Origin of the sequence: Lentzea sp. NPDC051208, from assembly GCF_040682435.1 — a bacterium.
In the GTDB taxonomy this organism is placed as follows: Bacteria; Actinomycetota; Actinomycetes; order Mycobacteriales; family Pseudonocardiaceae; genus Lentzea; species Lentzea kristufekii.
This window is the reverse complement of record NZ_JBFBAW010000027.1, coordinates 58,462-76,777: the sequence shown is the minus strand read 5'-3', so window position 1 is coordinate 76,777 and position 18,316 is coordinate 58,462. Positions and strand designations below refer to the sequence as shown.

The following is an 18,316-nucleotide window of genomic DNA, read 5'->3' as shown; positions in this document are numbered from 1 at the left end:
ACACATCGCGTACGAGGTAACTCGTCGGGTAGCTTACATCGTGCACGACCTAATCGAGCACGATGAACCACCTCGCGGTGGCCGACGAGAGAGTGAGAGACCAATGCGAGTTCGCAAGGTGATCGCGGTTCTGGGGACGCTCCTGGCGCTGGCCGCCGTTGTTCCGTCCGGTGCCGGTGCCGGTGCCGCGGAGGACGCGGAGAAGCAGGGCGCCAAGAAGCCGACCATCGTGCTGGTGCACGGCGCGTTCGCGGACGCGTCCAGCTGGAACGGTGTCGTGGAACGCCTGCAGCGCAAGGGATTCCCGGTCGTGGCGGTGGCGAACCCGCTCAGGTCCATCACCGGTGACGCGAACTACCTGCGTCAGGTGCTCGCTTCGATCGAGGGGCCGATCGTCCTCGCCGGACACTCCTACGGCGGCATGGTCCAGTCGGCCGCGGCGCTCGGCAACCCGAACGTGAAGGCGCTCGTCTACGTCGCGGCGTTCGCGCCGGAGAAGGGCGAGAGCGCTCTCGAACTGTCGAACAAGTTCCCCGGCAGCACCCTCGGAGACACGCTGTCGACCATCGACATCGGTGACGGCAGCAAGGATCTGACGATCCAGCAGGACAAGTACTGGCAGCAGTTCGCGGCGGACGTGTCCCGCAAGGACGCGACGCTGGCGGCGGCGACGCAGCGGCCGATCAACGACACGGCGCTGACCGAGAAGGCCGGCGAGCCCGCGTGGCAGACCATCCCGTCGTACTTCGTGGTGGCGGGCAAGGACAAGAACATCCCGATCGCGGCGCAGAAGTGGATGGCCGAGCGCGCCCACGGCCGTGCGGTCGTCGAGGTCAAGGGAGCCTCGCACTCGGTGGCCGTGTCGCACCCGGACACCGTGGCTGACCTGATCGTGCGCGCCGCGCGGTAGGGAAAGGCCGAGAAAGCCGGGACGCGGGCAGGGGCGTCCCGGCTTTCTCGTGTTCGTGGCTAGGGCGTGTCCCGTAAGTCCGTTCGATGAGAGTCACGGTCGAGAGTTCCGGAGGCGGTGCCGCCGCAATGCCCTCATACTGGGCGTATTCGGGCTTTGCGGCGGTGCCGTCTCCGGGGCCCTCGGCCGCGACTATCGCGGACGAGACTTACGGGACACGCCTTAGGGCTTCGGGATCTGGCAGCCGGGGAGCGTCAGGTCCAGCGTCGTGCGGGGACCGAAGCAGGAGACGAAGCCGAAGGTCTGCTGGCCGTAGTTGGTGCCCCTGCGGACGGTGATCTTGCCGGCGGCGTCGACCTCGCACGGGTTGTTCATCGTGCAGCGGCCGCCGCTCTCGTTACCGGTGTTGTTGACGCCGACGACCTTGCCGCTCGCGTCATCGATGATCGGCGAGCCCGACGTGCCGCCGATGGTGTTGCACGACGGCGTGTAGCGCAGCGAGTCGCGCCAGGTCCAGTTCGCTTCCTTGACCTGGTGGACGAAACCGTCGAGCTGACATGAGTAGATCCTCGTCCAGTAGCCGGAGACGATCCGGATCTCCGACTTGGCGACGGGTCGCGACGCCGACAGTTCGAGCGCGCGGCCGCCGTGTTGCTGCTGGATCTGCTGGTACGTCTTGTCCAGTTGGTAGAGCGCGGCGTCGGTGTCGGTCATCGTCGCGTAGACGAGCTTGGCGCTGTGCAGCTTCGCGATCTCCGTGCCGGATCCGCCGAGCAACGTGAAGGCGCGGTTCGCCGACCGGTCGACGAGCACCTGGCCCGGTTTCATGAGCTCGACGCAATGCCCGTTGGTGAGTACGAGCGCCTTGTCCGCCGGCGCTGAACTGGGGAGGCGGACGACCGAGCCGGAGCAGTTGTCGAGTTTCACCGTGCCGGTGAAATCGACGGAGGCCTGGGCGGGTGTCGTGGTCACGCCTAGTGCGGCGATCGCTGCCAACAAGGTTCCGGCGAGTCGTCGAGCCATGCACGGATCGTAGTCGATTCGCTACCTTCGGCAGTCGGCTGACTGGCCGGTCATAACTCGATCGGGTGACGCTGATGGTTGGGGCTAACGGGTGAACCGGACCGATCGACGTCGTGGTCACACATCGCAACCGCCAGGAGACGTGATGACCTTTCCGACGCCGCCCGTGTACGCCCAGCCTCAGGTCGCACCGCAGAAGCCGACACGGTTCCGTGCGCTCGCCTGGGCCGCGGTCATCCTCGGGATCGTCGGCGTGGTCGGCTCGTGGGTCATCTTCCTCAACAACCTCACGGCGATCGCCGCGTTCGTCGGGATCGTGCTCGGCGTCATCGCGTTGTTCGGCACTCGCAAGGTTCTCGCGACGATCGGCGTCGTCCTCTGCGTCATCGCGATCGTGCTGACCGTGGTCGCGCAACAGGCCGCGGTGAGGGAACTCGACAAGATCCTCGGAGAAGCCACTCAGGGTCAGGTCGAGTCTCCCGGCGAGACCGCGAAGCAGGACGCGCTGACCGAGAACCCGACCTGGGGCAAGCGGTTCACGTGGGCGAACGGCCTCTCGGTCGACGTCGCCGCGCCCGCCGCGTGCACGCCCGGCCAGTACTCGGCGCCGTCGAACATCGCCCGCGCGGTGAGGTTCGAGATCACCATCACCAACGGGACGAGCGCCGCGTTCGAGACCGCGTTGATGTCGGTCGGCACCGACGCGCAGTTCAACGGGCAGAAGGCCGAGATGGTGTTCGACTCCAGTGGCGGCTGTGACAGCACGTTCGACTCGGCGACCGTCCTGCCGGGCAAGACCTACACCTTCCACGTCGCGTACTCGGTCGGTGCGCAGCCCGGTGAGATGCAGCTCGTGTTCGAGCCGACCTTCAACTCCGACAAGGCGGCGTTCGTCGGCCAGGCGTAAACCGTTCGCTCGCGGGCGCACGGACGGGATACAAATCGGGGCATGTTGCGCAAGTACCCGCGAACGCCCCACCTCGAGGGCTCGCGCCTGCAACCAGGCGACGAGGACCTCGACCAGGTGCCGTTCCGCGCGATCGCGGGGCGGCACCTCGTCGTCGAGGAGAAACTCGACGGTGCCAACGCGGGCATCAGCTTCGACTCCGGCGGTGTGCTGAAACTCCAGTCACGCGGCCATTTCCTGGCGGGCGGACCTAGGGAACGGCAGTTCGCGCCGTTGAAGGCGTGGGCCGCGACGCACCAGGGCGTGCTGTGGGAGAGGCTCGGCACGCGGTTCGTGCTCTACGGGGAATGGTTGTACGCCAAGCACACCGTGTTCTACGACGCGCTGCCGCACCACTTCTGCGAGTTCGACCTGCTCGACCGCACGACCGGCGAGTTCCTGTCCACGCCGGAACGCCGTCGTGTGCTCTCGGGCACGCCGGTGGTGTCGGTGCCGGTGCTGCACGAGGGACCGTTGCGTCGCCTGAAGGACCTGACCGCGTTGCTGGGCCCGTCCACGTGCCGCACTCTTCGGTGGCGCGACGCGCTGGTCGACGCGGCGCGGGCGGCGGGGCAGGAGCCGGAAGTCGTTGTCGCGGAAACGGATTCGGACGACGACATGGAAGGCCTCTACATCAAGGTGGAGGAGGACGGGCGCACGGTCGAGCGCTACAAGTGGGTTCGGCCGACGTTCGTCACCGCCGTGCTGGACTCGGGCAGCCACTGGCAGGACCGCCCGATCCTGCCGAACCAGGTGGTGGCCCGTGTTTGAGCAGCTGTGCCCGACCGGTCCGCAATGGACTCTCGACTGGGACGCCGTGCGCTCGGCGTTCCCGTGGGTGCGCGCACTCGAAGGCGTGCCGCAAGACCCTGTGCACCACGCCGAGGGCGACGTCGCCACGCACACCCGCATGGCGTGCGAGGCCTTGGTGTCGCTGCCCGAATGGCGGTCGCGTCCCGAGGCTGATCGAGTGCGCCTGTTCGCGACGGTGCTGCTGCACGACGCCGCGAAGCCGTTCCGCACGCAGATCGCCGACGGCCGCGTCACCGCGCACGGCCACTCCCGCGCCGGCGACCTGCTGGCGCGCAAGCTGTTGTGGGAGATGGGACGCCCCATCGCCTGGCGCGAGCACGTCGCCGCGCTGGTGCGGCACCACCAGGTGCCGTTCTGGGCGCTGGAACGACCCGACCTCGACCGCATCGCGTTCCGAGTGAGCCTGCTCGCGCGCAACGACGACCTCGCCACGCTCGCCCGCGCCGACATCCTCGGCCGGATCTGCGGTGACGCGGACTCGGTGCTGGAGAACATCGCGCTGTTCGAGGAGTACTGCCGCGAGCGTGACTGCCTGGATCGGCCGCGCGCCTTCCCGTCCGACCATGCCCGGTTCCAGTACTTCCGCACGCCCGGCCGGGACCCCGCCTATGCCGCCTACGACGACAGGCGCGTCGAGGTGACGGTGCTCTCCGGCCTGCCGGGCGTCGGCAAGGACCACTGGATCACCACCCACCGGCCGGACTGGCCGGTGGTGAGCCTCGACGCGGTGCGCTCGCGACTCGGCATCACGCCCGACGGCGACCAGCGCGCCGTCGCCGCCGCCGCGTTCGAGGAAGCCAGGGCGCTGTTGCGGGCGGGGGAGCGGTTCGTCTGGAACGCGACCAACATCTCCCAGCAGCTGCGCGAGCGTTGCATCGGACTCGCCGCCGACTACCGTGCCCGCGTCACCCTGATCGGACTCGAAGCGCCGAAGAACGTGATCCACGCTCGCAACCGAGCCCGTCCGGAGCCGGTGCCGGCCGCCGTGATCGACCGGCTCGTCGGCAAGTGGGAGGCGGTCGACCTCACCGAGGCGCATGTCGTCGAACGGGTGGACACGGCACTGCCGTCGTCTCGTTCCTGAACTCGCCAACGCCTCCTGCACGGGGATCCGACAGCTGGTGCGGCGGAGCAGCCAGCAGCTTGGCTCCCGGCGCGATCGAACCTTCACCTTCGTTATGTCAACTCAACATCGTGCTGACCAGCGGTTTAGCAATGACTCTTTTGACGACGTCGTCAAAAGAGTCATCGCCAAGGTGGGTGAGAGGCAGGCTTGGCGGAGGGGCTGTCCGACGCTGATATATCGGTTGGCGAGGGCGGCAGCCGATATATCAGTCGGCGCGTCAGCGGCGGTGTCCTCCGCGGTGGCCGACCGCGCGGACCAGCCACAGGGTGCCCGCGCCTGCGACCACCAGGACGGCGATGCCGGTCAGAAAGCCGACGCTCGTGGACGAGTCGTCGGGTTGGGGTGGGGGGCTGCTGTTGGGCTTCGGCTGGGTGAGAGCCGGGATGTCGGTCATCTGCAGCGAGTTCGCCTTCACCAGGCCGGTGCCCTCCAGCAGGAGCATGTGCTTGAGCAGGATGGTCAGGGCGGTCTGGGCGGCGATGCGCGCGGGGACGCTTCTGGTCGTTGCACGGGCGTGGGCCACCTGGTTGATGAGCGAGCCGTCGGCGGCGCGTGACAGGTTCGCGTACATGGTGTCGAGTTCCTCGCCCGAGCTGGACGTGATGGCGTTCGCCCACGACTTCTGTTCCGTCGTCGGTTCGGTGGGGAGGTCCACGCCGGTCTGGCGGGCGGCCTCCGTGACCGCCTGAGCCAGCTGGGTGTGCTCGGCGGCGAGCTGGCCCGCGACCTTGCGGACCTTCGCGTCACGGGCCCGGTTGGAGCTCTCGCGGCTGGCCGGTTTCTGCCACAGGGAATGCTGGGCGAGCAGCACGAGCAATTCCCGGTCCGACGGTTCGATGTTCTGACCGATGACGCGGACCGCGTTCACCTGTGCTTTGGCGGTCACCAGTTCGAAGGAGGACGGGTCCGCCTTGCCGGTGTTCTCCAGAACCGTCATCGTGCGAATCAACATTTGCGCGGTCTGGTGAGCGAGCGTTCGAATGGTGGTGTTCTGCGTTGTCGCTCGCGCTTGCACGGCCATTACGAGAAGCCCGCCCTGCGCCTGCCGGACGATCGTCGCGTAGGCGCGGTCGTGGTTGTCGCCAGTGCGTCCTGCCATCTCATCGATGAGTGACTGGTGCTCACTGCTGACGTCGTTCGGCAGGACCACCCCCAGTCCTTCGGCGGATTTCAGGAGATCGATGTCCAGCCGTGAATGCCCTTCGAATACGTCCCGCCCGGCGTTGCTCACGCCGGCATTCGTGGAACGCGCCGGCGCCTCTTTGCTCACCGGCACCAACCACGAGTTCGCCTGCCTCAGCGAAACCATGAATGAGCGGTCTGGCGGTTTTACTTCTGTCGATTGCGCATTGGCTGGGACGGCTCCGATGAACGCCCCCAGAAATGCGACAGACAGGATGGTGAACAGCGCTGCGTGTTGTCCCAGCGTGTTCAATCGGTGACACATAGTGCTCGTTCCCTCCCGCGATCGAGCTGCCTTCAAAGGTGATACGCGCAGGTGAGGTCACGGTTCACGGGCATGAGCACACGTGCATGTGATGTGCATCACACAAGAATTGGCGAACCATTAGGTGCTGATTTACGTACCCGAGAGGATTTCGCGTTCGCGATGTAGTATCTGGGCGATTCCGTGCTCGGCCACCGAGTCGCTAGGACTGCCGCCCGAAGCGAACCTGTCGCCGATATCTGGGGAGGTTGTCAGCTTCATGGTTGATCAGGGCAAGGTCGCACAAGCCCATCAGGACGAAGAATTGCTCACGTTGCTCTACGGGCAGTTCCAGCGGATGTTGTTCTCGCAGGTCCTGTGCCTGACCAACTACGACCGGCAGTGGACGGAAGACGTCGTCCAGGAGACGTTGATCAGGGCTTGGCAGAACTCCGCGCATCTCGTTCGTGAACCGGGCATGTTGCGCGGCTGGCTTTGTACTGTGGCTCGTCGCATTGTGATCGACGGATGGCGGAGCCGGCAGGCGCGTCCGCAGGAAGTCGAATTGTTGCGTCCGGACATCGCTGAATCTCCGGACGACACGGAACAGACACTTTCGGTAATGGTCATCACTGATGTAGTACGCCAATTGAGTGATGAACACCGTTCAGCTATCTACGAAACGTATGTCATGGGACGAACGGTGAAGGAGGCCGCGATCGTCCTCGGAATCCCGGAAGGAACCGTCAAGTCCCGGTTGTACAAGGCCATGCACACGATCCGCCGGGCGCTGCAGGACAGGAGCTAGTGATGGTGACCCGTCAACCACATCACGAGCACGCGGGAGCAGGACGAGATCAAGATCAGAACGACGAGAACCGCACGAGCCCGGAAGGGCCGTGCGGTGATGTGGCGGCGTATGTGCTGGGCGTGCTCGACCCGGCAGAGCACGTGAGCTTCTCCCGGCACCTAGCCGGGTGCGAGGACTGCCGGAGTGACGCGACCGACTTCGGCATGTTCGCGCCGGTGCTGCGGCCGGCGCTGACCGAGAGTCCACCCGGCATCCGTGAGCCGTGCTCTGTCGCCCGCAGCATCCTGCTGGTGGCGGCGGGCGTCGTCGTCGCCATCGCCGCGGTGCTGTCGGTCGTGGGCTCGCTGGCCTCGCACGCCGACAACCCCATCGAGGCGGGCACGCTCACACGCGCGGAGACTGTCCACACCGAAAGGTTTCCGCCGGCGTGGCAGATGTGAACCCTGGCGGGAGCCCATGAGCAGGCAGGCGAGGCGCAACCACCCGCGCACCAGCCCGGCGAAGATCATCGCGTTACACCCGCTCACCACTGCGAACAGCTCACAGTTCCGTTAGCCGTTACCTGTGGGTAAGTTTGCGCGACGACGAAGCGCAGGTCTCTACGGTCGGCACCGAAGGAACACCGAAACCTTCGACCTGCGGTCCTCTCGGTACCGAAGGCAGGGGCAGACAGAGGTGACATCTCCACTACTCGGCCGGGACTGCGAACTCGCGACTCTCGGACGTCTGCTGGACGACGCCGTCCGGGGGAGCGGCTCGTGTGTCGTCGTCACCGGTGAGTTCGGCATCGGCAAGACGGCGGTGCTCGACGCGCTTGCCGCCGACGCCCGCGAACGCGGGTTCACCGTTCGCCTGGCCAAGAGCGCCCGCCTGGAGAGCCACCTTCCCGGCGCGGTGGTGCGGCAGCTCGCGCCGTGCCTCGCGAACGAGCACGACCTGGAAGAGCTGTACGCGCGCGCTGCGGAGTCCGCGCGCGAGGGGCCGATCCTGATGGTCATCGACGACGTGCACGTCGCCGACACCTTCTCCAAGCGCGCGCTCGCGTACCTGCGCCCACGGCTGCAGGAGATGCCGGTCGTCATCGCGCTCGGCGCGTCGCAGGGCTACCTCTCCACGGACGAGGTGACGTTGCCAGAGATCGCCGGCGCCCACCCGAACCGCCTCGACCTCGGCGGCCTCGACGTCACCGCCGTCGAAAGCCTCACCGAGAACTTCCCGGACCGGGACGCGAAGCGCTGCCACGAGCTCACCGGCGGGAACCCCTACCTGTTACAAGCCTTGCTGCGCGAGGAAGGCGAGGGTTCGGCCGCGGTCGGCGAGATGATCGGCATGCGGCTGCGCGAGTACACCGGCGCCGCCGAGGTCGCCCGGTCCGCGGCCGTCCTGGACGGCGACGCCGGCCTCGAACTGCTCTCCGCGCTCACCGGCTTCGACGCGCTGCCCGCCGTCGACATGCTCGTCCGCCTCGGCGTGCTCGCCGACACCGACCCGCTGACGTTCCGGCATCCCTTCGTGCGCAACAGCATCCTCGCCGACATGCCGGTCGCCGTCCGTTCCGCCGCGCACGCCCGCGCGGCCTGGCTGCTGTTCGAGTCGGACGCCCCGGACGAGCGCGTCGCCGAACACGTGCTCAAAGCCAGGTCCGTGCGCCTGCCGTGGTCCGTCGACCTGCTGCGTGAGGTCGGAGGCATCGAGCACCTCGAACGGGCGCTCGACGAGCACCTGTCCGACGAGGACCGCCTCGCGGTCGAGGTCGAGCTCGGGCACACGGAACATCTGCAGGACAACGCACTGGGCCGCGACCGGGTCCGCGACGCGCTGATGCGGTGCGAGGACCCGCATCTCGCCGCGACCGTCGCGCTGGCGTTGATCAAGCGCATGTGCACGGGCTCGGACGCGCACTTCGCCGTCTCGCTCGCGATCATGGTCATCGCGCGCCTGCTGCCGGAAGACCGCGATCTGGTCTGGAACCTCGTCTGCACCACGTATCTGCTGGCGGCCAACCGCGACGCGCACATGGCCAACTGCGCGGGCAAGTACTTCGAGGACCTCGTCGGCGACATCCCGCAGGACCCGAACCTCAAGCGTGCCCGGTCGGCGTTGCTCGCGGTCGGCAACGCCCGCAGCGGCGACTCGTACCCCGAAGCCGTCGAGTACGCGCTGGAGGCACTCGACGGTGAGTGGGTCGACGTCTTCGGCGCATCCTACGTCTTCACGTTCCTGGTGCCGGTGCTCGGCGACAATCCCGAGCACATCAACAAGTTGTGGCTCTCGCACAGCACAGCGCCGGTCTCGCACGACCCGCACCTGCGCCGGGGGATGCTCAGCATGATCGCCCGCGCCGCCGCCTTCCACAACAGCGGCGACCTGGCGCGCGCGTACACGTTCCTGACGCCGCCGGTCTCGACGGGCAACATGGAGTGCCCGGCCGTCGTGCTCGCGACCGCGAAGCTCGCCGAGGTCTGCATAGAGATGGGCCAGTTCGACGAGGCCGCCCCGCTCGTCGTCGAGGACGGCACCCTGTTGCAGCACATCAACATCGTCTACGCCCGAGGCCGGCTGAAGCTCGCGTCGTGCCACGCGGAAGGTGCGCTGGAGGACCTGCTGGAAGCGGGTCGCCGGCTCGCCGAACGCGACATGCCCAACCCCGCGCTCGTCGCGTGGCGGCACCACGCCGTCCGCGCGTACCTGGCGCTGGGCAACCGGGACGACGCCGCCCGGCTCGCGCACGAGGAACTCGACCTGGCCAAGCGGTGGGGGTCGACGAGGGTGATCGGCACGGCGTTGATGAGCGTCGGCATGAGCACCGACGACATCGACGTCCTCACCGAGGCCGAGCAACTCCTCGCCTCGTCACCGCACCGCCTGCTGCACGCCCAGTCGTTGTACTGGCTCGGGCACCACCTGCGCCGCAAGGGCCGGGCCGAGGAGGCCGCGGCGCACCTGCGGCGGTCGTTCGAACTGGCCCGCCACCTGAGCGCGCACCCGCTGGCCAAACTCGCGGGCAACGAGGTCCGCGACGAGGACGACCAGGTGCAGGGCCTGACCAAGCAGGAGAACCGGGTCGCGCGGATGGCGGCGCAGGGCCTCACGAACCGGCAGATCGCCGAAGCCCTGCACCTCACCCGGCGCACGGTGGAACTGCACCTGTCGAGCGCCTACCGCAAGCTCGGCATCACGGGACGAGCTGAGCTCGTCGCCGCCTTGTGGTCCTGACGGCGACCAGCAGGCCCGCCGGCAACACCATCACGATCACCGTGACGACCGACGACAGCACCAGGAACTCGTCGAGCCGCCCACCGGTGAGGCAGGCGCCGAGCGCGATCGCCACGACCGCGCAGACGGCACGGTCCATGATGGGCTACATCGACAGAAGCGTTGCCCGGTAACGGGAATTCGGGATCGCGTCGTTGAGCAGCTTCTTCTGGACGGGGAAGCTCATGCCCGCCGTCACGGAGAACAGGACAGCAACACGATCGTCACCAGTTCTACGCGCTTTGCTCAAAACTCCGTCAAGTGGAGACCGGCGTCACCTCCCGTTGGGTGAAGCTCCCAACGTGGTGGGACGCCGGTCTCGTGGTGTGAGCCGAACTTCCGGTTCGTGAGCTGGATTACCCGAGCTGCGAGGCCTCGCGGGCAAGGGTCTCGATGCGCTCCCAGTCGCCCTGCGCGAGAGCGTCCTTGGGAGCCAGCCACGAGCCGCCGACGCAGCCGACGTTCGGCAGCGCGAGGTAGGTCGGCGCGGTCTGCGGGGTGATGCCGCCGGTCGGGCAGAACCGCACGTGCGGGACCGGACCGCCGATCGACTTCAGGTAGTCGACCCCGCCGGCGGCCTCGGCCGGGAAGAACTTCAGCGCGGTCAGCCCGCGCTCGGCCAGCCGCAGCACCTCGGACACCGTCGCCGCGCCCGGCAGGTAAGGCAGCCCGGTCGCGTCGGCGGCGTCGAGCACCCGGTCGGTCGTGCCGGGAGTGACGAGGAACGCCGCACCGGCCTTCGCCGCCTGCTCCGCGTGCTCCGGCGCCGTGACGGTGCCCGCACCGATCACGATCTCTGGGACCTCGCGCGCGACGTTCTCGATCGCGGCCAGCGCGGCAGGGGTGCGCAGCGTGAGCTCGATGACGCGAACCCCACCGCGCAGCAGTGCCTGGGCGAGCGGCACCGCGTGGTCGGCGTCGTCGACCACGACGACGGGGATGACGGGCGACAGGCCGAGGAGGTCCGCGCCGGTGGTCACCCGAAGATTGTCACCGTTGGTCACTGCTGCTCTCCTTGCCGAACTGGTCCGGTCTGGGGCCGGATCTGGAACTGAAACCGATATATCGCATATCAGCCTGCTTGTCGCCGCGTGCCAGCCGCCTCGGCCCTGCAGGCCTCGTGCCTGCCGGCGTCACCCGGATGCAAAAAACGTTTGCGGACGAAGTCAAAGACTCATTGCAATGGCATCCGGGCAAGACGGCAGAGGTAGTCGTGGGGCTGGGTGATCAGGTCAGCGTGGTCTGCGAGGCGGGTTCGCGGGCTGGTCTGGTCCGGGCGTCGCCGCGCCTTTGCAATGGGTCTTTTGACGACGAAGTCCAAAGAGCCATTGCTAAGGCGCAGGTCAGCTGTGGTGGTGTGGTCAATATATTGGTGGTGCTGGGACGGGACGGCTAGTGGTGGGTGACCGGGGCGAAGTGGTCGGCGGTGATCGGGCCGAACACCGTCGCGCCGCGGTCGGCCGGTCCGACGCTACGGCGCAGGGCTGCGAAGAGCTCGCGGCCCGTGCCCATCCACTCGCGGCTGGTCGGCGGGAAGTCGACCAGCGGGCGTGTCGCCAGCTCCTCCGCAGGCACCTGGACCTCCAGGGTTCCGGCGGTGGCGTCCAGACGCACGACGTCGCCGTCGCGGACGCGGCCGAGCGGGCCGCCGACCGCGGCCTCCGGGGTCAGCTGGATGGCGGCCGGGATCTTGCCCGAGGCGCCGGACATGCGGCCGTCGGTCACGAGGGCGACCTTGTAGCCGCGGTCCATCAGGACGCCGAGCGGCGGGGTGAGCTTGTGCAGTTCGGGCATGCCGTTGGCCTGGGGGCCCTGCTGGCGGACCACCACGACGACGTCGCGGTCCAGCTCGCCCGCTTTGAAGGCCTCCTGGAACGCCTCCTGCGTGGTGAACACGCGGGCCGGGGCCTCGACGACGTGGTTCTCCGTCGCCACGGCCGAGACCTTGATGACGGCACGGCCCAGGTTGCCGGCGAGCATGCGCAGGCCGCCGTCGGAGGCGAACGGGTCGGAGGCCGGGCGCAGGACTTCGAGGTCCAGGGAGTGGCCGGGGCCGTCGACCCAGATCAGTTCGCCGTCAGCCAGCATCGGTTCCTGGCGGTAGCGGTCGAGGCCGTGGCCGGCGACGGTGTTGACGTCTGCGTGCAGCAGGCCGGAGTCCAGGAGGGTGCCGACGACGAACTGGACGCCGCCCGCCGCCTGGAAGTGGTTGATGTCGGCGCCGCCGTTCGGGTAGACCCGCGCGATCAGCGGCACGACCGAGGACAGGTCGGAGAAGTCGTCCCAGCTCAGTTCGATGCCCGCGGCGGCGGCGATGGCGACCAGGTGCATCGTGTGGTTCGTCGAGCCACCGGTCGCCAGCAGCGCGACGACGCCGTTGACCACGGCCTTCTCGTCGACGACGTGCGCGATCGGGGTGTAGCCCTCGCCCTTGGCCATCTCGACGGCGCGGCGGCCCGCGTGCTCGGTCAGGGCGCGGCGCAGCGTGGTGCCGGGCGGGACGAACGAGGCGCCCGGCAGGTGCAGGCCCATGACCTCGACGACCATCTGGTTCGAGTTCGCGGTGCCGTAGAACGTGCAGGTGCCGGGGGAGTGGTACGAGGCGGCCTCGGCCTCCAGCAGGTCCTCGCGGGAGGCCTTGCCCTCCGCGTACAGCTGCCGGACGCGGGCCTTCTCCTTGTTCGACAGGCCGGACGACATCGGGCCCGCGGGCACCAGGATCGACGGCAGGTGCCCGAACGACAGCGCGCCGATCAGCAGGCCCGGCACGATCTTGTCGCACACGCCGAGCAGCACGGCGGCGTCGAACATCTCGTGCGACAGGGCCACACCGGTCGACATCGCGATGACGTCGCGGCTGAACAGCGACAGCTCCATGCCCTCACGGCCCTGGGTGATGCCGTCGCACATCGCGGGCACGCCGCCCGCGAACTGGGACACACCGCCCGCCGTGCGGACCGAGTCCTTGATCCAGGCCGGGTACTCCTGGAACGGCTGATGGGCCGACAGCATGTCGTTGTAGGACGACACGATCGCGACGTTGGACTTGCGCAGCGCGCGTAACGCGGCCTTGTCGCCGCCGGTGATTCCGGCGAAGCCGTGCGCGAGGTTGCTGCAGGCGAAGCCGGACCGGGACGTTCCGTCCTGCGCGGCGGCGGCCACGCGCTCGAGGTAGGCACGGCGTGAATCGGCGCTTCGGGCGGCGATCCGGCGTGTCACCTCTGTCAGAACAGGATGCAGTTCGGTCATGGGGGTCTCCGGGTCATCACGGGCCGTGGTGGGCCCCTTACGAGACGACAACGGTGGCGTCCCACAGACGGGCGTGACGCCACACACAGTAAGTCATGGCTGGTCGCGGACACAAAAACGATTCAGTAGATGGGAGGCGACCAGTTTTGAATCTTGGCGTGTGGTGCTTGTCACATGGCTTGAGATTGGGCAGAGTGCGGGGCACGACCTTGGAACGGAGGTGTCCCATGAACTCCACGGAGATCGTCGAGCTGCGCCGGGTCATCGGCCAGATGCGGCATGCCGTCAGCAACCTGCGCACCAGGTACGGCGACGTGGCAGCCGTGCAACGCCTGGCCAACGACGTGGAACGCATGGACATCGACGCCACCGAACTCGTCGACCTGAGCACCCCGAGGCAGCGCGAAGCGCCTCAAGTGGAACGCGAGGTCGTGGTCGTGCCAGACACGCCTTACGACGAGTCGCTCTGGAAGGACGCGGACGACGAAGGGCTCGGTGGGTACCGGCACCGGACCTGACCCAGCCCTTACTTACGGCCCTCGCAGACCGCGGGGGCCGTTACGCGTTTCCTCCACAACGACGTGGACCCCCAGAAAGGTGAGCAATGGCGAGGGCAGAGATCGCCGCCAGGACTCTGCGCACGGACCGATGGTGGTTGCCGCCGCTGACGACATTCGTCGGCCTGCTGCTCATCTCGATCTACGCGGCGTTCCGCACGTTCCAGGGGGACTACTACTGGGTCGACCAGTACCACTACCTCACACCGATGTACTCGCCGTGTCTCACGGAGGAGTGCATCCCGGCGGCCTCGCACTTCGGTCAGTGGTTCCCGGCGCTGCCGGGCTTCCTGACCCCGCCGCTGCTGATCATCCCGTTCCTGCTGGGCTTCCGGATCACCTGCTACTACTACCGCAAGGCCTACTACCGCGCGGCCTGGGCGTCGCCGCCCGCGTGCGCGGTGGCCGAGCCGCACAGCAAGTACACCGGTGAGACCAGGTTCCCGCTGATCGCCCAGAACCTGCACCGCTACTTCTTCTACGCGGCCTCACTCCTGCTGCTGATCAACATCTACGACGCGGTCCTCGCGTTCGGCACCGGCGTCGGCCTGGGCAACATCATCCTGCTGGTCAACGTCGGCCTGCTCGCCGCGTACACGCTGTCGTGCCACTCGTGCCGGCACATCGCGGGCGGGCGGCTCAAGCACTTCTCCAAGCACCCGGTCCGGTACTGGGCGTGGACGCAGATCTCCAAGCTGAACAACCGGCACATGCAACTCGCGTGGGCCTCGCTGATCTTCGTCTGCCTCACGGACCTGTACGTCGCGCTGGTCGCCTCGGGAACGATCTCCGACCTCCGCTTCATCAACTAAGGAGTGGTTTTGCCCGAGCTGGAAAGGCATTCGTTCGACGTTCTCGTCATCGGCGCGGGTGGTGCCGGTCTGCGGGCCGCGATCGAGGCCCGTGAGCACGGCCTGCGCACCGCCGTCCTCTGCAAGTCGTTGTTCGGCAAGGCCCACACCGTCATGGCCGAGGGCGGTATCGCCGCCGCCATGGGCAACGCGAACGAGAACGACAACTGGCAGGTCCACTTCCGCGACACGATGCGCGGCGGCAAGTTCCTCAACAACTGGCGCATGGCCGAGCTGCACGCACAGGAGGCGCCGCAACGGGTCTGGGAACTGGAGACCTACGGCGCGCTGTTCGACCGCACCAAGGACGGCCGGATCTCGCAGCGCAACTTCGGTGGCCACGAGTACCCGCGGCTCGCGCACGTCGGCGACCGCACCGGCCTCGAACTGATCCGCACGCTGCAGCAGAAGATCGTGTCGTTGCAGCAGGACGACTTCAAGGAGTTCGGCGACTACGAGGCGCGCCTGCGGGTGTTCCAGGAGTTCACCGTCACCGAGCTCGTCAAGGACGGCGACAAGATCGCCGGCGCGTTCGGCTACTGGCGCGAGTCCGGCCGGTTCGTGCTGTTCGAGGCACCCGCGGTGATCCTCGCGACCGGCGGCATCGGCAAGTCGTTCAAGGTCACCTCGAACTCCTGGGAGTACACCGGCGACGGCCACGCGCTCGCGATGCGCGCCGGTGCCTCGCTGATCAACATGGAGTTCATCCAGTTCCACCCCACCGGGATGGTCTGGCCGCCGTCGGTCAAGGGCATCCTCGTCACCGAGTCCGTCCGCGGTGACGGTGGTGTGCTCAGGAACTCCGACGGCAAGCGGTTCATGTTCGACTACATCCCCGAGGTGTTCAAGGACAAGTACGCCGACAACGAGGAAGAAGCCGACCGCTGGTACACCGACCAGGCCGGCAACCGGCGCCCACCGGAACTGCTGCCGCGGGACGAGGTCGCCCGCGCGATCAACTCCGAGGTCAAGGCCGGGCGCGGATCACCGCACGGCGGCGTCTTCCTCGACGTGTCGACACGCCTGCCCGCCGAGGAGATCCGCCGCCGGCTGCCGTCCATGCACCACCAGTTCAAGGAACTGGCCGACGTGGACATCACCGCGCAGCCGATGGAGGTCGGCCCGACCTGTCACTACGTGATGGGCGGCGTCGAGGTGGACCCCGACACCGGATCCTCTTCGGTACCAGGGCTCTACGCGGCCGGTGAGGTCTCCGGCGGCATGCACGGCTCGAACCGGCTGGGCGGCAACTCGTTGTCGGACCTGCTCGTGTTCGGGCGCAGGGCCGGCGCGGGCGCCGCGGAGTACGTGCGGGCGATGGGCGAACGCCCCGTCGTGTCGGAGGACATCGTCACCGAGGCGCGGGCCACGGCGCTCGCGCCCTTCCAGCAGGAGGGCGGCGAGAACCCGTACACCCTGCACATGGAGCTGCAGCAGTCCATGAACGACCTCGTCGGCATCATCCGGAAAGCCGGTGAGATGGAAGAGGCGTTGCAGCGGCTGGAGAAGCTCAAGGAACGCGCGCAGGCGCTGACCGTCGAGGGCCACCAGCAGTTCAACCCCGGCTGGCACCTCGCCCTCGACCTGCGCAACATGCTGCTGGTGTCGGAGTGCGTGGCGAAGGCGGCGTTGCTGCGCACCGAGTCCCGCGGCGGCCACACCCGCGACGACCACCCCTCGATGGACGCGGAATGGCGCCGGAAGCTGTTGGTGTGCAAGGCCAACGGTGACGGGGCCGAGGTGACGGAGAAACCGCAGATCCCGATCCGGCACGACCTGCTGGACCTGTTCGACCGCAGCGAGCTGGAGAAGTACCTCACCGCCGAGGAGTTGGCATGAGCTACCAGGGGAAGTTCCGGGTGTGGCGCGGCGACGACTCCGGCGGTGGGCTGGAGGACTTCACCGTCGAGGTCAACGAGGGCGAGGTCGTCCTCGACATCATCCACCGGCTGCAGGCCACGCAGACGCCGGACCTCGCGGTGCGGTGGAACTGCAAGGCCGGCAAGTGCGGCTCGTGCTCGGCGGAGATCAACGGACGGCCGAGGCTGCTCTGCATGACCCGGATGTCGATCTTCGAGGAGTCGGAGACGATCACGGTCACGCCGATGCGGACGTTCCCGATCATCCGCGACCTCGTGACCGACGTGTCCTTCAACTACACCAAGGCACGCGAGGTCCCGTCGTTCGCGCCGCCGAAGGACCTGGCGCCGGGCGAGTACCGGATGCAGCAGGTCGACGTCGAGCGCTCGCAGGAGTTCCGCAAGTGCATCGAGTGCTTCCTGTGCCAGAACACCTGCCACGTGGTGCGTGACCACGAGGAGAACAAGGAGGCGTTCTCGGGGCCGCGGTTCCTCATGCGGGTCGCCGAACTGGAGATGCACCCGCTCGACACCGCGGACCGCGTCGACCAGGCCCAGGACGAGCACGGGCTCGGCCTCTGCAACATCACCAAGTGCTGCACCGAGGTGTGCCCGGAGCACATCCACATCACCGACAACGCGCTCATCCCGATGAAGGAGCGCGTCGCCGACCGCAAGTACGACCCGATCGTCTGGCTCGGCAACAAGCTGTTCAAGCGGTCCTAGCGACGGCCTGCGGTATGACCAGCCCGGACTCGTACGCCATCACCACGGCCTGAGCCCGGCTGGTCAGCCGCAGCTTCGTCATCACGCGGTTGAGGTGCGTCTTCACCGTGCCCTCCGTGACCGTCAGCCTGGTCGCGATCGCCGTGTTCGTCAGCCCGGTGCCGACCAGCCGCAGCACCTCGCGCTCGCGGTCCGTCAACTCGTCCAGACCGACCGAACTCCACGGCGACACAGCCGAATCGCCCCTCAGGTACGCCGCCACGAGCCTGCGCATCACCGTGGGACTGAACTGCATCTCGCCCGAGGCGACGGCGGTGATGGCGGCGATCAGGCGGGCCGGTTCGGACTCCTTCAGCACGAACCCGGCCGCGCCCAGCCGCAACGCCTCGTGGACGTACTCGTCCAGGTCGAAGGTGGTCAGCACCAGCAGCCGCGCGGACGCCGCGACGCGTTTGAGCGCGGCCAGCCCCGGCAGGCGGATGTCGAGCAGGATCACGTCCGGTCTCGACGACTCGGCCAGCGCGGACGCGGTCACGCCGTCCCCGGCCTCGCCGACGACGGTCAGATCAGGTGCGGCGTTCAGCAACGCGACCAGGCCGGCCCTGAACAACGGCTGGTCGTCCACTACAAGCACGCGCGCCACGATGCCCCTCACTCATGTGACGTCACCGCGGTAGATCCCCCACCACGAGCGTACCGCGAAAGTTGACGGGAGATCCACTCTTCGTGAGACGACCCGGTTCCGCCTCCGCCGATACGTTCCG

General features: G+C 67.8%; 18 protein-coding genes. 12 read left to right on the top strand and 6 right to left on the bottom strand.

The features are described from left to right. Positions 1–103 precede the first annotated feature (103 nt). Positions 104–910, top strand: a complete 807-nt coding sequence (locus AB0M48_RS41100) for an alpha/beta hydrolase (protein ID WP_363853330.1) — start codon at positions 104–106, stop codon at positions 908–910. Between the two features lie 222 nt (positions 911–1,132). Here the strand turns inward: AB0M48_RS41100 and AB0M48_RS41095 are convergent, their stop codons facing one another. After that, complete coding sequence (locus AB0M48_RS41095) at positions 1,133–1,933, bottom strand: serine protease (protein ID WP_363853327.1); 801 nt, start codon at positions 1,931–1,933, stop codon at positions 1,133–1,135. Positions 1,934–2,078: 145 nt separating this feature from the next. Here AB0M48_RS41095 and AB0M48_RS41090 point away from each other — a divergent pair, with 145 nt between their 5' ends. The 3 genes from AB0M48_RS41090 to AB0M48_RS41080 are packed head-to-tail and all read left to right on the top strand — an operon-like array spanning position 2,079 to position 4,776. Further along, complete coding sequence (locus tag AB0M48_RS41090; protein WP_363853324.1) at positions 2,079–2,840, top strand: DUF4190 domain-containing protein; 762 nt, start codon at positions 2,079–2,081, stop codon at positions 2,838–2,840. A 42-nt stretch (positions 2,841–2,882) separates the two neighbouring features. Further along, positions 2,883–3,650 carry an RNA ligase family protein gene (locus AB0M48_RS41085; protein ID WP_363853321.1) on the top strand — a complete coding sequence of 256 codons (768 nt, stop codon included), beginning with the start codon at positions 2,883–2,885 and terminating at the stop codon, positions 3,648–3,650. Then, on the top strand, positions 3,643–4,776 hold the full coding sequence (locus AB0M48_RS41080) for an AAA family ATPase (RefSeq protein ID WP_363853318.1): 1,134 nt from the start codon (positions 3,643–3,645) through the stop codon (positions 4,774–4,776). Before AB0M48_RS41085 ends, AB0M48_RS41080 begins: the two co-directional genes overlap by 8 nt. A 259-nt stretch (positions 4,777–5,035) precedes the next feature. Here the strand turns inward: AB0M48_RS41080 and AB0M48_RS41075 are convergent, their stop codons facing one another. Beyond that, a complete protein-coding gene (locus AB0M48_RS41075) occupies positions 5,036–6,253 on the bottom strand; it encodes a DUF4142 domain-containing protein (RefSeq protein WP_363853315.1) in 1,218 nt (405 codons plus the stop codon). 271 nt (positions 6,254–6,524) lie between these two features. Between AB0M48_RS41075 and AB0M48_RS41070 the strand changes: the two genes are divergently transcribed. The 3 genes from AB0M48_RS41070 to AB0M48_RS41060 all read left to right on the top strand — a co-directional run bounded on the left by AB0M48_RS41070 (position 6,525) and on the right by AB0M48_RS41060 (position 10,271). Next, a complete protein-coding gene (locus AB0M48_RS41070) occupies positions 6,525–7,052 on the top strand; it encodes a sigma-70 family RNA polymerase sigma factor (RefSeq protein WP_258950666.1) in 528 nt (175 codons plus the stop codon). A 2-nt stretch (positions 7,053–7,054) separates the two neighbouring features. Further along, the gene (locus tag AB0M48_RS41065) at positions 7,055–7,495 is read left to right on the top strand and encodes a zf-HC2 domain-containing protein (protein ID WP_363853312.1); all 441 of its coding nucleotides are present in this window, start codon (positions 7,055–7,057) and stop codon (positions 7,493–7,495) included. A 235-nt stretch (positions 7,496–7,730) separates the two neighbouring features. Next, entirely contained in the window at positions 7,731–10,271 is a 2,541-nt protein-coding gene (locus tag AB0M48_RS41060) for a BREX system ATP-binding domain-containing protein (protein WP_363853309.1), read from the top strand. On the opposite strand, the gene AB0M48_RS41055 is transcribed toward AB0M48_RS41060, so the two are convergent. Both AB0M48_RS41055 and eda read right to left on the bottom strand, forming a co-directional pair. After that, complete coding sequence (locus AB0M48_RS41055) at positions 10,231–10,410, bottom strand: hypothetical protein (RefSeq protein ID WP_363853307.1); 180 nt, start codon at positions 10,408–10,410, stop codon at positions 10,231–10,233. The genes AB0M48_RS41060 and AB0M48_RS41055 overlap by 41 nt on opposite strands. Positions 10,411–10,666: 256 nt before the next feature. Then, entirely contained in the window at positions 10,667–11,290 is a 624-nt protein-coding gene (eda, locus tag AB0M48_RS41050) for a bifunctional 4-hydroxy-2-oxoglutarate aldolase/2-dehydro-3-deoxy-phosphogluconate aldolase (protein WP_363853391.1), read from the bottom strand. Between the two features lie 35 nt (positions 11,291–11,325). Here eda and AB0M48_RS41045 point away from each other — a divergent pair, with 35 nt between their 5' ends. Then, on the top strand, positions 11,326–11,706 hold the full coding sequence (locus AB0M48_RS41045) for a hypothetical protein (protein WP_363853304.1): 381 nt from the start codon (positions 11,326–11,328) through the stop codon (positions 11,704–11,706). Here AB0M48_RS41045 and edd read toward each other — a convergent pair. Next, a complete protein-coding gene (edd, locus tag AB0M48_RS41040) occupies positions 11,703–13,559 on the bottom strand; it encodes a phosphogluconate dehydratase (RefSeq protein ID WP_363853301.1) in 1,857 nt (618 codons plus the stop codon). The two genes, AB0M48_RS41045 and edd, sit on opposite strands and share 4 nt — an antisense overlap. Before the next feature lie 227 nt (positions 13,560–13,786). Between edd and AB0M48_RS41035 the strand changes: the two genes are divergently transcribed. The 4 genes from AB0M48_RS41035 to AB0M48_RS41020 all read left to right on the top strand — a co-directional run bounded on the left by AB0M48_RS41035 (position 13,787) and on the right by AB0M48_RS41020 (position 17,552). Further along, complete coding sequence (locus AB0M48_RS41035) at positions 13,787–14,077, top strand: hypothetical protein (protein WP_266042164.1); 291 nt, start codon at positions 13,787–13,789, stop codon at positions 14,075–14,077. An 86-nt stretch (positions 14,078–14,163) separates the two neighbouring features. Further along, positions 14,164–14,928, top strand: a complete 765-nt coding sequence (locus tag AB0M48_RS41030) for a hypothetical protein (protein WP_319984303.1) — start codon at positions 14,164–14,166, stop codon at positions 14,926–14,928. A gap of 9 nt (positions 14,929–14,937) precedes the next feature. Next, on the top strand, positions 14,938–16,806 hold the full coding sequence (locus tag AB0M48_RS41025; RefSeq protein ID WP_363853296.1) for a fumarate reductase/succinate dehydrogenase flavoprotein subunit: 1,869 nt from the start codon (positions 14,938–14,940) through the stop codon (positions 16,804–16,806). Continuing rightward, a complete protein-coding gene (locus AB0M48_RS41020) occupies positions 16,803–17,552 on the top strand; it encodes a succinate dehydrogenase/fumarate reductase iron-sulfur subunit (RefSeq protein WP_363853293.1) in 750 nt (249 codons plus the stop codon). Before AB0M48_RS41025 ends, AB0M48_RS41020 begins: the two co-directional genes overlap by 4 nt. Here the strand turns inward: AB0M48_RS41020 and AB0M48_RS41015 are convergent. Beyond that, complete coding sequence (locus tag AB0M48_RS41015) at positions 17,539–18,195, bottom strand: response regulator transcription factor (RefSeq protein WP_363853388.1); 657 nt, start codon at positions 18,193–18,195, stop codon at positions 17,539–17,541. The two genes, AB0M48_RS41020 and AB0M48_RS41015, sit on opposite strands and share 14 nt — an antisense overlap. Positions 18,196–18,316 lie beyond the last annotated feature (121 nt).

Excerpts from the sequence above, each read along its gene's own strand:
- AB0M48_RS41100 (WP_363853330.1), top strand. The coding sequence starts at position 104 with ATGCGAGTTCGCAAGGTGATCGCGGTTCTGGGGACGCTCCTGGCGCTG.
- AB0M48_RS41030 (WP_319984303.1), top strand. The coding sequence starts at position 14,164 with ATGGCGAGGGCAGAGATCGCCGCCAGGACTCTGCGCACGGACCGATGG.
- AB0M48_RS41020 (WP_363853293.1), top strand. The coding sequence starts at position 16,803 with ATGAGCTACCAGGGGAAGTTCCGGGTGTGGCGCGGCGACGACTCCGGC.
- AB0M48_RS41035 (WP_266042164.1), top strand. The coding sequence starts at position 13,787 with ATGAACTCCACGGAGATCGTCGAGCTGCGCCGGGTCATCGGCCAGATG.
- AB0M48_RS41070 (WP_258950666.1), top strand. The coding sequence starts at position 6,525 with ATGGTTGATCAGGGCAAGGTCGCACAAGCCCATCAGGACGAAGAATTG.
- AB0M48_RS41090 (WP_363853324.1), top strand. The coding sequence starts at position 2,079 with ATGACCTTTCCGACGCCGCCCGTGTACGCCCAGCCTCAGGTCGCACCG.
- AB0M48_RS41085 (WP_363853321.1), top strand. The coding sequence starts at position 2,883 with ATGTTGCGCAAGTACCCGCGAACGCCCCACCTCGAGGGCTCGCGCCTG.
- AB0M48_RS41065 (WP_363853312.1), top strand. The coding sequence starts at position 7,055 with ATGGTGACCCGTCAACCACATCACGAGCACGCGGGAGCAGGACGAGAT.
- edd (WP_363853301.1), bottom strand. The coding sequence starts at position 13,559 with ATGACCGAACTGCATCCTGTTCTGACAGAGGTGACACGCCGGATCGCC.
- AB0M48_RS41055 (WP_363853307.1), bottom strand. The coding sequence starts at position 10,410 with ATGGACCGTGCCGTCTGCGCGGTCGTGGCGATCGCGCTCGGCGCCTGC.
- AB0M48_RS41095 (WP_363853327.1), bottom strand. The coding sequence starts at position 1,933 with ATGGCTCGACGACTCGCCGGAACCTTGTTGGCAGCGATCGCCGCACTA.